17 protein-coding genes are annotated in these 13,850 nt (G+C 64.1%); 7 read left to right on the forward strand and 10 right to left on the reverse strand.

Annotated elements, in window-relative coordinates:
- The first annotated feature begins 125 nt into the window (after window positions 1–125).
- Together E3T50_RS12810 and E3T50_RS12815 are read left to right on the forward strand one after the other, a co-directional pair.
- Window positions 126–773 (forward strand): GAF and ANTAR domain-containing protein, encoded by a 648-nt coding sequence (locus E3T50_RS12810; RefSeq protein ID WP_241990910.1) that lies wholly within the window; start codon window positions 126–128, stop codon window positions 771–773.
- A gap of 256 nt (window positions 774–1,029) precedes the next feature.
- Window positions 1,030–1,716 carry an exonuclease domain-containing protein gene (locus E3T50_RS12815; protein WP_134552398.1) on the forward strand — a complete coding sequence of 229 codons (687 nt, stop codon included), beginning with the start codon at window positions 1,030–1,032 and terminating at the stop codon, window positions 1,714–1,716.
- A 68-nt stretch (window positions 1,717–1,784) separates the two neighbouring features.
- Here E3T50_RS12815 and E3T50_RS12820 read toward each other — a convergent pair whose 3' ends face one another.
- The 3 genes from E3T50_RS12820 to glgA form a co-directional block, all read right to left on the reverse strand.
- Window positions 1,785–2,036 (reverse strand): type B 50S ribosomal protein L31, encoded by a 252-nt coding sequence (locus E3T50_RS12820; protein WP_134552400.1) that lies wholly within the window; start codon window positions 2,034–2,036, stop codon window positions 1,785–1,787.
- Between the two features lie 149 nt (window positions 2,037–2,185).
- Window positions 2,186–2,968, reverse strand: a complete 783-nt coding sequence (locus E3T50_RS12825) for an ABC transporter ATP-binding protein (RefSeq protein ID WP_134552402.1) — start codon at window positions 2,966–2,968, stop codon at window positions 2,186–2,188.
- 109 nt (window positions 2,969–3,077) lie between these two features.
- A complete protein-coding gene (gene glgA / locus E3T50_RS12830) occupies window positions 3,078–4,259 on the reverse strand; it encodes a glycogen synthase (RefSeq protein WP_134552404.1) in 1,182 nt (393 codons plus the stop codon).
- Window positions 4,260–4,339: 80 nt separating this feature from the next.
- Between glgA and E3T50_RS12835 the strand changes: the two genes are divergently transcribed.
- Window positions 4,340–5,584: a glucose-1-phosphate adenylyltransferase gene (locus tag E3T50_RS12835; RefSeq protein WP_134459300.1), complete on the forward strand. Its 1,245-nt coding sequence runs from the start codon at window positions 4,340–4,342 to the stop codon at window positions 5,582–5,584.
- Window positions 5,581–6,234, forward strand: coding sequence for a phosphoserine phosphatase SerB (gene serB, locus E3T50_RS12840; RefSeq protein ID WP_241990911.1), 654 nt, complete (start codon window positions 5,581–5,583; stop codon window positions 6,232–6,234). Before E3T50_RS12835 ends, serB begins: the two co-directional genes overlap by 4 nt.
- A gap of 35 nt (window positions 6,235–6,269) precedes the next feature.
- Here the strand turns inward: serB and fabG are convergent, their stop codons facing one another.
- Window positions 6,270–6,980 carry a 3-oxoacyl-ACP reductase FabG gene (fabG, locus tag E3T50_RS12845; protein ID WP_134552406.1) on the reverse strand — a complete coding sequence of 237 codons (711 nt, stop codon included), beginning with the start codon at window positions 6,978–6,980 and terminating at the stop codon, window positions 6,270–6,272.
- Between the two features lie 154 nt (window positions 6,981–7,134).
- On the opposite strand from fabG, the gene E3T50_RS12850 reads away from it, so the two are divergent.
- Genes E3T50_RS12850 through E3T50_RS12860 form a run of 3 tightly spaced genes read left to right on the forward strand, consistent with a single transcriptional unit; the run spans window position 7,135 to window position 8,520 of the window.
- Entirely contained in the window at window positions 7,135–7,410 is a 276-nt protein-coding gene (locus E3T50_RS12850) for a DUF3099 domain-containing protein (RefSeq protein WP_134552408.1), read from the forward strand.
- Window positions 7,411–7,456: 46 nt separating this feature from the next.
- Window positions 7,457–7,675, forward strand: coding sequence for a hypothetical protein (locus E3T50_RS12855; RefSeq protein WP_241990912.1), 219 nt, complete (start codon window positions 7,457–7,459; stop codon window positions 7,673–7,675).
- The gene (locus E3T50_RS12860) at window positions 7,672–8,520 is read left to right on the forward strand and encodes an SURF1 family cytochrome oxidase biogenesis protein (RefSeq protein ID WP_134459292.1); all 849 of its coding nucleotides are present in this window, start codon (window positions 7,672–7,674) and stop codon (window positions 8,518–8,520) included. The genes E3T50_RS12855 and E3T50_RS12860 overlap by 4 nt, the downstream gene beginning before the upstream one ends.
- Before the next feature lie 47 nt (window positions 8,521–8,567).
- Here the strand turns inward: E3T50_RS12860 and E3T50_RS12865 are convergent, their stop codons facing one another.
- From E3T50_RS12865 to E3T50_RS12890, 6 genes are all read right to left on the reverse strand, one after another.
- On the reverse strand, window positions 8,568–9,815 hold the full coding sequence (locus E3T50_RS12865; RefSeq protein WP_241990913.1) for a glycosyltransferase: 1,248 nt from the start codon (window positions 9,813–9,815) through the stop codon (window positions 8,568–8,570).
- Window positions 9,816–9,871: 56 nt separating this feature from the next.
- Entirely contained in the window at window positions 9,872–11,470 is a 1,599-nt protein-coding gene (locus tag E3T50_RS12870; protein WP_134459288.1) for an ABC-F family ATP-binding cassette domain-containing protein, read from the reverse strand.
- 117 nt (window positions 11,471–11,587) lie between these two features.
- Window positions 11,588–12,235: a TetR/AcrR family transcriptional regulator gene (locus E3T50_RS12875; RefSeq protein ID WP_134552414.1), complete on the reverse strand. Its 648-nt coding sequence runs from the start codon at window positions 12,233–12,235 to the stop codon at window positions 11,588–11,590.
- A gap of 121 nt (window positions 12,236–12,356) precedes the next feature.
- The gene (locus E3T50_RS12880) at window positions 12,357–12,686 is read right to left on the reverse strand and encodes a metal-sulfur cluster assembly factor (RefSeq protein ID WP_134459284.1); all 330 of its coding nucleotides are present in this window, start codon (window positions 12,684–12,686) and stop codon (window positions 12,357–12,359) included.
- A gap of 4 nt (window positions 12,687–12,690) precedes the next feature.
- Complete coding sequence (gene sufC / locus E3T50_RS12885; protein ID WP_134459282.1) at window positions 12,691–13,455, reverse strand: Fe-S cluster assembly ATPase SufC; 765 nt, start codon at window positions 13,453–13,455, stop codon at window positions 12,691–12,693.
- 66 nt (window positions 13,456–13,521) lie between these two features.
- A complete protein-coding gene (locus E3T50_RS12890) occupies window positions 13,522–13,848 on the reverse strand; it encodes a non-heme iron oxygenase ferredoxin subunit (protein ID WP_104200731.1) in 327 nt (108 codons plus the stop codon).
- Window positions 13,849–13,850: the final 2 nt, after the last annotated feature.

Below are 13,850 nucleotides of genomic sequence, written 5' to 3' on the forward strand. Positions count from 1 at the left end.
AGAACTCTTCTGTGCGGCCGCCCACCGCACGTATTCTTGAGCTAGGCAAGCTATCGCCAGGGTCTGGAGGACGGTCGATCGTGGCTAGATGTTCGAGTTCAGACGTTGGAGTCGAAGACACGGCCGTGTGCGCCCGTTTTCTCGATGAACTACCGGTGACCGGTGCCGCGGTATCAGTTTTCGGCGGGGCCGTCACCGAAACGGTCGTCTGCGCCACCGACGAGCTCGCCGCTCGCCTCGATGAATTGCAGTTCGATCTCGGCGAGGGCCCCCGTTGGCAAGCGGCCCGCACCCGCCTTCCCGTTCTGGAAGCGCATGTTCGCGAGGTCGCGCATCCGCTCTGGCCGATCTTCCACACGGCATTGATGGACACCGAGGTCGCAGCGCTCTACGTTTTTCCACTCACGCTCGGCGCGATCGATGTCGGAATGGTCGAACTGTACAGCACGACCCCGGGGGTGCTCGATCACACAGATCGGGCGCAGGCACTGGTGTTGGCCAACCAGGCCGCGTGGAAACTACTGGATCGATTGCTCCGGGTGCAGGAATCCGCCGTCAATGGATCAGCAGAGACAGAGACGACAGCGTCGGCATCTCCGCTCTCGCGGCGAGAAATTCACCAGGCAACAGGAATGGTGCTGGTGCAGATGAACGTCACACCGACGGAGGCTCTGCTGCTCCTGCGCGCGCACGCGTTCTCGCACGGAAAATCGGTGCGCGCCATCGCGGGTGACGTGGTCGCGCGGCGACTGCAATTCACCCCGGACACCTGAACGGGCACAGGGCAGCAGCGCCCAAGTGAGCGCGGTCGACATGGACGAAGCGTTGACACGACCGCGAGCGATGCCCGGGTGCACCACCACACCGTGCGCGAGAGTGCTGAAAACGACATCGGCCCATCACGCTCTGATGCTGCCCGGCATGGCTGCTGCCCGGCATGGCTGCTGCCGGGCATGGCTGCTGTCCGGCATGGCTGCTGTCGGGCCGATGCAGCGGATGCGTGTCGGTGGTCGCCCCTAGGCTGGAAGTATGAGCACCTGGAGCGATCACCTCGCCGTATTCGACCTTGAAACTACCGGTATTGACGTGGAGACCTGCCGCATCGTGTCAGCCACTGTCGCCGTTCTTGACCACAACGGCACTGCCGTCGAGCGCATCGATTGGCTGGTCGATCCGGGCGTCGACATTCCGGCCGGTGCTACCAGCGTGCACGGCATCACGACCGAGCATGCCGTGGAGCACGGCCGGGTCGCGGCTGAGGCGGTGGCCGAGATCGTCACGGCGCTACGCGGGCACCTGAGCAACGGGCTGCCTATCGTGGCCTACAACGCCCCCTATGACCTCACCCTGCTGGACCGTGAAGCCCTGCGCTACGGCATCGCCCCGTTGATCTCCCCGAGTCCGGTCGTCGATCCCCTGGTCATCGACAAGGCCGTCGACAAGTATCGCAAGGGCAAGCGCACCCTCGAGGTCACGAGTGCCTACTATGGAGTCGCCCTCGATGATGCCCACGATGCCGGAGCCGACGCGATCGCGGCCGGTCGAGTCGCGCAGGCGATCCACCGGGCGCACGAAGACGCTCTGCCAGCTACTCTCGACGAGATGCATGCCCTTCAGGTCACCTGGTATCGCCAGCAAGCCGAAAGCTTCCAGGAATATATGCGGCGCGGTCGCGATCCCGAATTTCTGGCCGACACCGCCTGGCCGCAGCGCTGACGATCCACCTCCTTGTGACAAAAAAAGCGACCAGCCGGAGCTGGTCGCTTTTTCGTGTGAACCTAGTGCTATTTGCCGAAGCCCTTGTAGCGCGAGTTGAACTTTTCAACGCGGCCGGCGGAGTCCATGATGCGCTGCTTGCCCGTGTAGAACGGGTGCGATTCGGAGGAGATTTCCACATCGATGACCGGGTACGTGGTTCCGTCTTCCCACTCGATGGTCTTTTTGCTCGAGACGGTGGACCGAGTCAGGAAGGTCGCACCGGAGGCCAGGTCGCGAAACACGACGGCAGTGTACTCGGGGTGAATGTCAGACTTCATGTGGATTTCCTTATGCACTTCTGGTGAACAGACTTGTAACTGGTCACAGTGCTGTTCGATTATTGGGCCCGCCGTCTACGACGACACGCGAATGGCCTATTGGCCAGTCCCTCACTTTAGCAGAGAACCGCGTTGTGGGAACGCCCGGCTCAGAGCGCGCGTGCTGAGTAGCGGCCGTCGGTCTCGGTGACTTCCACGTTCAGACCAAAAGTTTCGCTGAGGGCTTCGGCGGTCAGTGCCTCACCGATCGGGCCAGCCGCGACGACCTTGCCGCCTGACAGCAACAGAACGTGGGTGAACCCGATCGGAATCTCTTCAACGTGGTGGGTGACCATGATGATGGCCGGCGAGTTGGGTTCTTGCGCGTAACCGCTGAGCAGCTGCAGCAGGGACTCCCTGGCGCCGAGATCGAGGCTCGCAGCGGGCTCGTCGAGCAGCAGAATCTCCGGGTCGGTCATGACCGAGCGGGCGATCTGCACCCGCTTCTGCTCGCCGTCGCTCAGGGTGCCGAACTTGCGGTCGGCGAGGTGGTCGAGCTTCCATTCCTGCAGCACACGCTGGGCTCGGCGCTCATCAATGGTCTCGTATTCTTCGTTCCACCGGCCGGTGACCGAATACGCCGCGGTCATGACCACGTCAAGGACCTTCTCCTGGCCGGGAACCTTGCGGGCCATGGCGGTCGAGGCGAACCCGATTCGGGGTCGCAGTTCGAAGACATCCGTTCCGCCGAGCGTCTCCTCGAGAACGTCAGCCAGACCGGTCGACGGGTGCATGAAGGCCGCGGCGATCTGCAGCAGGGTGGTCTTGCCGGCACCGTTCGGGCCGAGGATAACCCACCGTTGGTCGCCGGCGACGCTCCAATTCACTGAGTCGAGGATGGTGCTACCACCCCGAACGACGGAGACGTCGGTGAAATGCAAAACGTTGGCCATACCCCCATGTTATCGGGCGGGGCCAGTGGCGAAGGACGTCGGGCTCGTCGCGGCGACGGGCCCGACGCACTCACTGGACGGTCAGAGCCCCGACGAACTCACTCGACGATCAGAGCAGGGACGCGTAGATCTCTCGCGTGCGGGTGGCAACCTGGCTCCAGCCGAACTCATGCTCGGCGCGCACTCGACCAGCACGCCCCATTTCGGCGGCGCGGGTCGGATCGCTCACCACCTCGGTGAGAATGCGGGCCAGGTCGGCGACGAACTGATCTGGATGCAACGGGGTACCCGTGCCGTCGGTGAGTTGCTCAATCGGCACCAGGCGCCCCGTCTCGCCATCGGCGACGACCTCGGGTATGCCGCCGGTGGCGGTCCCGACGACGGCCAGGCCACAGGCCATGGCTTCGAGGTTGACGATGCCGAGGGGTTCGTAAATGGACGGGCAGACGAAGACAGTGCCGTGGGTGAGCACCGCGGCAAGCTCGGGCTGAGCGAGTAGCCGGTTGATCCAGACCACTCCGGAGCGTTCTCGTTGCAGCGCCTCGACTCCGGCCGTCACTTCCGCCATGATGCCGGGAGTGTCGGGAGCGCCCGCGCACAGCACGAGTTGCACCTCGGGCGGCAGCAAGGCGGCGGCGCGCAGCAGATACGGCAACCCCTTCTGCCGCGTGATGCGGCCGACGAAGACGACGGACGGCCGGTCGGGGTCGATTCCCAGCCCACGCACGAAGTCGCCGTCGAGACGGGGCTTCCAGCGGTCGAGGTCGATGCCGTTGTACACCGTGTGCACCCGACTATCGTCGAGCTCGGGGTAGCTGCGCAGGATGTCGCGGCGCATTCCGTCGCTGACGGCGATCACGGCATCCGCTGCCTCGAAAGCCGTTCTCTCGATCCAGCTGGACACGCGATAGCCGCCGCCCAGCTGCTCGGCCTTCCACGGCCGCAAGGGTTCGAGGCTGTGTGCCGTGACGACGTGCGGAATTCCGTGCAGCATCTTCGCCAGGTGCCCGGCCGCGTTGGCGTACCAGGTGTGTGAGTGCACCAGATCGGCACCAGCGGCGTCCTGCGCCATCTGCAGGTCAACACCGAGAGTGCTCAGAGTCGCGTTGGCGTCGGCCAATTGCGCGGGCACCTCGTAGGCGAAAGTGTCGGCATCCGGGCGGGGCGCGCCGAAGCACCGCACTGACACGTCAATGTGTTCGCGAAGCGCACGCACGAGCTCCGTGACGTGCACGCCCGCTCCCCCGTAAACCTCCGGTGGGTATTCCTTGGTCATCAGATCCACTCGCATGGAGCAAAGGTAGCGCAGCGCAGGACGACGCACACTCCGTCGTGTTCGTTGACCTGCCCGCTTGGCCCTACTCTGTACACATGAAGGCCAAGAAGATCTTTGGAATCGTCCTCGCCGGTGGTGAGGGAAAACGGCTCATGCCACTGACCGAGGACCGGGCTAAGCCCGCCGTCCCCTTTGGCGGGCATTACCGCCTGGTGGATTTCGCCCTGTCCAACCTGATCAATTCGGGCGTCACCCAGGTCGTGGTGTTGACTCAGTACAAGTCACACAGCCTCGACCGTCACGTCTCTCAGACCTGGCATGTCTCCGGTGGATTGTTCAATTCGTACATCGCCTCGGTGCCGGCCCAGCAGCGGCTTGGCAAGCGCTGGTTCAGCGGGTCGGCCGACGCCATTCTGCAGAGCCTCAACCTCATCCACGACGAGAAACCTGACATTGTTGTCGTCGTTGGCGCTGACCACGTCTACCGCATGGATTTCAGTCAGATGATTGATGCCCACATCGCGTCCGGTCTGTCTGCGACGATCGCGGCGATTCGGCAGCCCATCGGTCTGGCCGACCAGTTCGGCGTCATCGAAGTGGATGCCGCCACACCGGATCGGATCTCCGACTTTCGGGAGAAGCCCAAGGATGCCGTTGGACTTGCCGACGCCCCGCACGAGGTGTTCGCCTCGATGGGTAACTATGTTTTCAACACCGACGCCTTGATCGAGGCGGTGCTGCGCGATGGTGAGCGTACCGACTCGAGCCACGACATGGGGGGCGATATCATTCCCGATTTCGTCTCCCGAGGTGACGCGGGCGTCTATGACCTGCAGCGCAATGAGGTGCCAGGGTCGACCGATCGCGACCGGTATTACTGGCGCGACGTGGGAACGATTGATTCGTTCTTCGAGGCGCACCAGGATCTCATCTCAGCGCTGCCGGTGTTCAACCTGTACAACCACCAATGGCCGATCTTCAGCATGCAGCTGAACTCTCCGCCGGCGAAGTTCGTGCGCGACGCTCAAGGCGCGCTCGGCACCATGATCGACTCGATCGTCTCCCTGGGCTGCGTCATCTCCGGCGCGCACATCGAGCGCAGTGTACTCGGGCCATGGACGTCGATCGGGTCAGCCTGCGAGGTCGTTGACTCGATCGTGTTCGACCGGGTGCAGATTTGCGCGGGAGCCGTCGTGCGTCGTGCCATCCTCGACAAGGAAGTGGTCGTCGAGGCTGGTGCCACTGTCGGTGTGGACCGCGATCGCGACCTCGCTCGCGGCTTTAGTGTCACCGAATCCGGCATCACCGTCGTCGGTAAGGGCGTGCGCGTTACTCCGTGATCCGTACCACTACACCACGCTTTCTCGTCGTGCTCGACGCGGACTCCACGCTGATCCAAGACGAGGTGATCGATCTTCTGGCGGATGCCGCCGGCTCACGCGACCTCGTCGCCGAGGTGACCGAACGTGCCATGCGCGGTGAGCTCGATTTTGCCGACAGCCTGCGCGCGCGGGTGTCGACCCTGGCGGGACTGCCGGACAGCGTCTTCGCCGAGGTGGGGCGACGGATCCGCCCGACCGAGGGGGTCCACGAGCTGATCGCCGGTATCCACGCCGGCGGGGGCATCGTGGGCGTTGTGTCCGGCGGCTTCCACGAGTTGCTCGACCCCCTCGCGGCCCAGCTCGGTGTGGACCACTGGCGGGCCAACCGACTCGAAGTTGAAGCCGGCTACCTGACCGGTCGCGTACTCGGACCAATTATCGACGCCGAAGCGAAAGCTGTCGCGCTGCGCGAATGGGCGGCGCTCGAACACATCCCCGACGCTCAGACGATCGCAGTCGGCGACGGTGCGAACGACCTGCGGATGATGGATGCGGCCGCGCTTTCCGTGGCGTTCAATGCCAAACTACGGGTGAAGCGTGAGGCCGACCTCGTCATCGATCACTGCGACCTGAGCCAGGTTCTGCCGCTCATCGGCCTCCGCGGCTGAACGGCAGCCCAACCGGCCCCATTTCGGGAGACGCTCTAATGCCCCATGCCCAGACCGCCGTCGACGGGGATGACCGCGCCAGAGATGTATGCCGCGTCGTCGCCGGCCAGCCAGGTCACCACGCGTGCAACCTCTGAGGAAGTCGCGAAGCGCCCGGCCGGGATGCTGCGTTTATAGTCAGCTTGTTGGGTTTCAGGCAAGGCCGCGGTCATGTCCGTTTCAATGAAGCCTGGGGCGACGACGTTCGCGGTGATGCCCCGCGCGCCGAGTTCGCGAGTGACAGAACGCGCCAGGCCGACCAGGCCGCTCTTCGAGGCCGAGTAGTTCACCTGACCGGCAGATCCGTAGAGCCCGACGACGCTCGAGATGAGCACGATGCGCCCGAATCTGGCCTTGAGCATTCCCTTGCTGGCACGTTTGACTACGCGAAACGCGCCGCTCAGGTTGGTATCGATGACCGAGGTGAAATCGTCGTCCGACATGCGCATCAACAGCATGTCGCGGGTAATGCCAGCGTTCGCAACGACGACTTCCACCGGGCCGTACGTCGCTTCGATCTCGGTGAATGCGGCGTCGATGGATGCCGCGTCGGTCACATCGGCGCGCACGGTGAGACTTCCAGACGGCCCGTGCCCGGAGCGGGAGGTCACGGCGACGCGGTGTCCCTGGGCGAGGAATTCCTCCGCGATGGCGAAACCGATCCCGCGATTGCCGCCGGTGATGAGCACTGTTCGAGCCGTAGTCATGGATTTCCTGTTCTGCTGCTTATTCGGGTCTGGAGACTGCGGCCGGGGCCATAAAACACCCGGCAGATTCAAGTTTAAGGCGTGCAAGAATGCCGCCATGCCAGCGTAGGCTTGGTGAGACGGATTTTCCGCCGCTGACGAATCCGTTGGACCTATGAAGAAACAGTCGATCACTTCGCTCCCCGTCTCGGACGAGATCGAGCGACGCAACCGGATGATCAAGTATTCGATCGCGATGGCCGTGCGTATCGTCTGCATCGTGCTCTTGCTGTTCGTGCAGGGATGGTGGCTCGTGCTCTGCGCCATTGGTGCAATCGTGCTGCCGTACTTCGCCGTAGTGGTAGCAAACGTGAAGATTGCGCCGCGCGGAGGCGAGGTTCTGCGACCGGGCGGCCTGGAGATTTATCAGAACGACGACGGAGCCAAGTGAGGGCTCAAGCGCTGGGGCGAGTTCGTTGATCGGACTGGGACGTGCCTTGGAAGAAACAACCTGCTCGCGGGCGGACTGCCGGAATACGGGGAGCTGGCGGCTGGACTGGCGCAACCCGCGCATCCACTCGATCGATCGCGTGAAAACCTGGCTGGCCTGCGACGAACACGTTGATTACCTGCGGGACTTTCTGGCCGCGCGTGATTTTCCCCTAGTGGTACGTGCGCTGGATTCCGCGCCGGAGCCGAAAGGGGACGCGCGATGATGGGCTGGAATTTTGCCGTTAGCCGCCGCTGGGCGGGATATCTGGCGCTCACCATTCTCTTCGCCGCGGTGTGTTCCGGACTCGGCGTTTGGCAGCTGGCTCGGCGCGATGAGGCCCTGACCGAGTTGTTCAAGATTGATTCTAATTTCGATTCGAACCCGGTTCCCGTCACCGAGGCGCTCCCGGAGCTGACCGACTTCGACGAATCCCAGAAGTGGATGCCGGTTGAACTGACCGGCACCTACCTCGTCGGTGACGAAATGCTCGCCAGAAACCGCCCGCTCAACGTCAATCCGGGCTTCGAAGTGTTGACCCCGTTCCTGCTCACCGACGGAACGATCTTCATCGTCGACCGCGGTTGGCTGCCCACCGGGCAGGAACAGGACGCTCCGGACACGGTGCCGGCACCGCCCACCGGCACCGTAACCGTGGTGGCCCGGCTCAAAGCCAGCGAACCCGACCTGCCCGGCCGCACGGCGAGTGGAAATCAGGTCGCGACGATCAACCTTTCGACCATAGCCGAACGGCTGAACGAGCCCACCTATACCGGTGCGTACGGCCTCATGGCCAAGGAAAGTCCCGCCGCAACCGAGGCACGACCAACCGCCGTGCTCAAACCGATTCGCGACGAGGGCCCCCACCTATCGTACGCCTTTCAGTGGTTTGTGTTCGGCCTGCTCGCCTTCATCGGTCTCGGCTGGGCACTCCGGGAAGAATATCGCAGTGTGAATGCTCACGACCCTGAGGAACGCGAGCGAGCAGATGAACGTGCCCGAAAGCGCGCAGCGAAACCACTCAACGACGCGGAGATTGAAGACCAGCTGCTCGACCGGCAACTGCACTAGCCGAAGGCCCGCTTCAGGCGACCGCGCGGTGGTACTCGTGCATGCGGTCAGGGCACTTCCGTGGGTACCCCGCCGGTTGTCCGAACAAGCAGCCCCTGGTAGACGGCAAGCAAAGATGCGGCCGACCGGGCCCAGTCGAGGCGGAGGGCGTGCTCCCGCGCCGCCGCGGCCAGGTCCCGCGCGCGCTGCGGATCCGTCAGGACAGACGCGATCGTGTCAGCCCACACCAGCGGTTCACGCGACTCCAGTACCAGGCCGGTCATCCCGTCAATGACGGCTTCGCGTAGTCCACCGGATGCTGCGGCGATGACGGGCACGCCGCTCGCCGCAGCTTCGAGCGCAACGAGACCATAGGTTTCCGAGTGCGACGGTACCAGCACGAGACGGGCACCACGAAACAGGGCTGCCAGATCGACCCGGGATTGGGGACCAAGCAGCCGCAGCTGATCGGTCACCCCAACCCGCTCGGCGAGTGCCCGCAGCTCGTCAACGTAGCCGTCGTAGTCGGCAGAGGCAGCGCCGGCAATGACCAGGTCCGGGCGGATGCCGGCCGGCACGGCTGCAACGGCGGCAATGGCCAGGTCGAGGCCTTTGAGGGGTTGCAGGCGGGCTGCAACGAGAACGCAACCGCGGCCGTCGGCCGGTACCGCCCGATCGCCCAGAAACGCAGGTACGGCAGGCGAGAACATGGCATTGTCGACGCCGGGCAGCACGACGGACGTGCGTTGCACTGCCCCACCCAATCTCCCCGTGATCGTTGTCGCCTCGGCAGCACTAATCGCGACGAGCGCATCCGATTCGCGCGCCAACCAGGCCTCCCCGGGCATCCGTCCCGCTGATTCAGCGCGTTCACCCGCTGAGAGCGGCGTCGAATCGTCGGCTGCGATGCTGTGAAAGCTCTGCACGTGCGGAATGCCCCACCGCCTGGCCACCGGCAGAGCGGCCATACCGGAAAACCAGTGGTGCGAGTGGATGATGTCCCAGGCCGGTCGCGCGGCCAGCTGAGCCGAGAACTCCGCGATCCACTGCTCGTGCTCGCCCTTTGCCAAGGCGACCGCCGGACCCGCGTCGAGAAACTCCAGGGTCACGCCGGGTGCGAGCTGCATCGACGCGGGCTGATGGTCCGCAGAACGGCGGGTCAGGATGCTCACGTCATGACCGAGGGCTGCCAGAGCTTCCGCCTGATGGCGAACCACAACGTTCATGCCCCCGGCGTCACCGGCACCGGGATCTGCACCGGGCGAGGTGTGCAGGCACACCAGCGCGATGCGAAGTGACTTTTCGGGCGGCAGCACGCACGGTTCCTTTAAATCGGACGATCCGGCGAGGCTACGCCGCATCAGCGAATCGGTTAGGACAGCTCGATGAGGTCGAGGTAATCCTTGTTCCAGTGGTCTTCCGTACCCTCGGGCATGATCAGCACCCGTTCCGGGTTGAGGGCCTGCACGGCGCCCTCATCGTGGCTCACGAGCACAACGGCGCCGGCATAGTGCGCGAGAGCATCGAGGATCTCCTCGCGACTGGCCGGGTCGAGGTTGTTGGTGGGCTCGTCCAGCAGCAGCACGTTGGCGCCGGAGACGACGATCATGGCCAGGGCAAGACGGGTCTTCTCGCCGCCGGAGAGCACACCGGCCGGCTTGGTGGAGTCGTCGCCGGTGAACAGGAACGAGCCGAGTACCCGGCGGGCTTCCATCTCGGTGATGCTCGGCGAAGCGGACACCATGTTCTCGAGCACGCTGCGGTTGACGTCGATCGTCTCGTGCTCCTGAGCGTAGTAGCCGATCCGCAGGCCGTGTCCGGGTTCGATCGAGCCGGTGTCGGATTCGTCGACACCCGCCAGCATGCGCAGCAGGGTGGTTTTTCCTGCCCCGTTGAGTCCGAGGATGACGACCTTGGATCCGCGGTCGATCGCGAGGTCGACGGCGGTGAAGATCTCCAGGGAACCGTAGCTCTTCGACAGGTCCTTGGCCATGAGCGGAGTGCGTCCGCACGGCGCCGGCTCGGGGAAGCGCAACTTGGCGACACGTTCCACGGCTCGCACGGCGTCGAGCCCGGAGAGGAGCTTCTCGGCGCGAGCCACCATCTGGTGGGCAGCCGCGGCCTTGCTCGCCTTGGCGCCGAACTTCGCAGCCTGCAGCTGCAGGGTGGACGCCTTTTTCTCCGCGTTGGAGCGCTCCTTCTTGCGGCGGTCGGCATCGGCGGTCCGCTGCAGCAGGTAGTTCTTCCAGTTCATGTTGTAGATGTCGATCATCATGCGGTTCGCATCGAGGTAGAACACCCGGTTGACCGTTTCGCCGACGAGTTCGATGTCGTGGCTGATGATGATGACACCGCCCTTGTAGTTCTTGACGAATTCGCGCAGCCAGGCCACCGAGTCGGCGTCGAGGTGGTTGGTCGGCTCGTCAAGGATCATCATCTCGGCGGCCGAAAACAGGATGCGGGCGAGTTCGATGCGGCGACGCTGACCGCCGGACAGGGTACTCAGGGCCTGGTCAAGGATGTGATCGGGCAGTTTCAAGTTGCTGGCGATCGAGGCGGCTTCGGCCTCAGCGGAGTAGCCGCCCAGGCCGTTGAACTCGTCGGTCAGGCGACCGTACTTCTTCATGGCGGCGGCGCTGATCTTGGGATCGGGGTCGGCCATGGCCAGGCTGGACTCGTGCATGCCGAGCGCGATGGTGCCGAGGCCGCGGGCATCGAGGATGCGGGTGCGGGCCAGCATGGTCGGGTCGCCGGCGCGCGGATCCTGGGGCAGGTAGCCGATCTCGCCGGAATGACTGATTGACCCCTTGGTCGGGTTGGTCTCCCCCGCGAGCGTCTTCGTCAGGGTCGTCTTGCCGGCGCCGTTTCGACCGACCAGGCCGATCTTGTCGCCGCTCGCGACGCGGAAGTTGACGCCCTCCATGAGCACACGGGCTCCAACGCGGATTTCGAGATCTTGCACGTTGAGCACAGCAATAGTCCATTCGAAGTGTTTTGTACGGGTGTGAAGTGTGGGTGGACCAGAGCGGTCCAACTCACTAGTATATTTGCCCTGAGCCTTGTTTGGCGCACGCACGCCCACGCTGGGCTAGAGCAGGGCGGCCAGCAACGATTTTTCCAGCCAGTTGAGGTACGCCTCGGTCGACCAGCCGAGCGACAAGACCAGCGTCCTGAAGGTATGCGGGTGGGCCAGCGCCCACATCGTCGCCGCGGCCTCATGGTCGCTGGGGCCCCCGCTATAGATCTGGCTCCCGCGCAGACCGCGCTTCTCCCGGAGCGCCGCGGCGACCTCACCAAAGCCATGAAGCCGGGCCGCGTCGCGCTTCTGCTCGAACTCCCCCACGTCGGGATCGACCACGGCCGCTTCGCTGACGATACGGAGGATTCCCGCGGTGCGCTCATTCACGAGAGCGCTCGACCGGGCCAGAATGCGAATGACCTCTGTCGCCGTGCGCGCCTCGGCGATTCGTTCGCGCGTAGCGCCGGACAGCAGCGCCGGGGCATCCGGCTCTTCGGCGACCCGGTCAAGCACCGCCGCCAGCAGTTCGGCCTTCGAGCCCACCGAGTTGTAGATCGTCTGCACGACGACGCCGGCCTCTTCCGCAATCGCCGCTACCGATGTGCCCACGTAGCCGCGCTCGAGCATGAGTCGGCCGGCCGCCATGACAATCTCCGCCCGCGTGCTTGCCGCCTGCGCCGCGCGCCGCCTCAGTGCCCCGTGTTCCCCGAAATCCATAGCATTAGCATAGCGTTCTACTGAGTAGAGCGTATTACGAGTGGGGGCGGGCAGCGTTGACAGACAGAGAGAAGGCCCCTCCTGCGGCTGCAGATGGGGCCTTCGACTACCGAAGGTGGAGCTACATGGCGAAGCCGAGGGCTCGCATCATGTCGCGGCCGTCGTCGGTGATCTTGTCAGGTCCCCACGGCGGCATCCAGACCCAGTTGATGCGGAATTGGTCGACGACACCGTCAAGCGCCTCCGCCGTCTGCTCCTCGAGCACATCGGTCAGCGGACAGCCGGCGGAGGTGAGGGTCATGTGGATGATGAGCGCGTTGTTCTCATCGTCCCAGCCGAGGTCATAGATGAGCCCGAGGTCGACGACGTTGATGCCGAGCTCCGGGTCCATGACGTCTTTCAGGGCCTCTTCGATTTCGTCGAAGCGAGCCGGACTGAGTGTTGAAGCCATGCGATCAGCCTACGTTCGACGGGACGAGAAAGCGATCGTAGCCTTCGTCCTCGAGGCGGTCTGCGAGCTCAGGCCCGCCCTGTTCGGCAATGCGACCATTGACGAAGACGTGCACGAAGTCAGGGTGGATGTAGCGCAGGATGCGCGTGTAGTGCGTGATCAGGAGCAGGCCGAGGCCAGTGTTGGTCTTGGCGCGGTTGACGCCCTCCGAAACGATCTTGAGTGCGTCCACGTCGAGGCCGGAATCGGTCTCGTCGAGCACGGCGAACTTCGGCTTGAGCAGTTCAAGCTGGAGAATCTCGTTGCGCTTCTTCTCGCCACCGGAAAAGCCCTCGTTGACGTTGCGCTCGGCGAATGTCTTGTCCATGCGCAGGTCCGTCATCGCCTGGCGCACATCCTTGATCCACGTGCGAATCGCCGGGGCCTCCCCCTCGATGGCCGTCTTAGCGGTGCGGAGGAAGTTGGTGACGGTCACTCCCGGAATCTCCACCGGGTACTGCATGGCAAGGAACAACCCCGCGCGGGCCCGGGCATCCACTGTCATTGTGAGCACTTCGGCGCCGTCAAGAAGGATGGAGCCGCTCTCGACGTGATACTTGGGGTGGCCGGCGATCGTGTAGGCGAGGGTGGACTTGCCCGAGCCGTTCGGGCCCATGATGGCGTGGATCTCGCCCTCGTTGATGGACAGGTCGACGCCGCGCAGGATCTGCTTGGTGCCCTGGTCGGTCTCGACGCTGACGTGCAGGTCTTTGATTTCAAGAACAGACATGAATGTCTTATTCCCTTCTGAATTTGGCTTGAATGGCTGGTGGGGCGGTCGGTGCGTGAGACAGACTCAGACCGCGACGGTGACGGAAGGATCGACGAAGATGAAACCGTCGATGAGTTCAACGTTGTAAACCGGGACCGGATCGTAGGCCGGCAAGGACAGCGGCTTTCCAGTAGTGAGGGAGAACATCGAACCGTGGGCCCAGCACTCGAGAGTCTGGCCCTCCACGAATCCCTCGGACAGGGAGATATCGCCGTGCGTGCACGTGTCTCCGATGGCGAAGACATCGCCGGCGGCATCGCGCACGAGGGCGATGGCGACCCCGTCGATTTCGACCTTGACGGCCTGGTTCACTTCGAGCTCATCGAGAGCGCAGATCTTCGTTGCAGTCATGC

The organism is Cryobacterium gelidum, from assembly GCF_004403985.1.
Lineage (GTDB): Bacteria > Actinomycetota > Actinomycetes > Actinomycetales > Microbacteriaceae > Cryobacterium > Cryobacterium gelidum.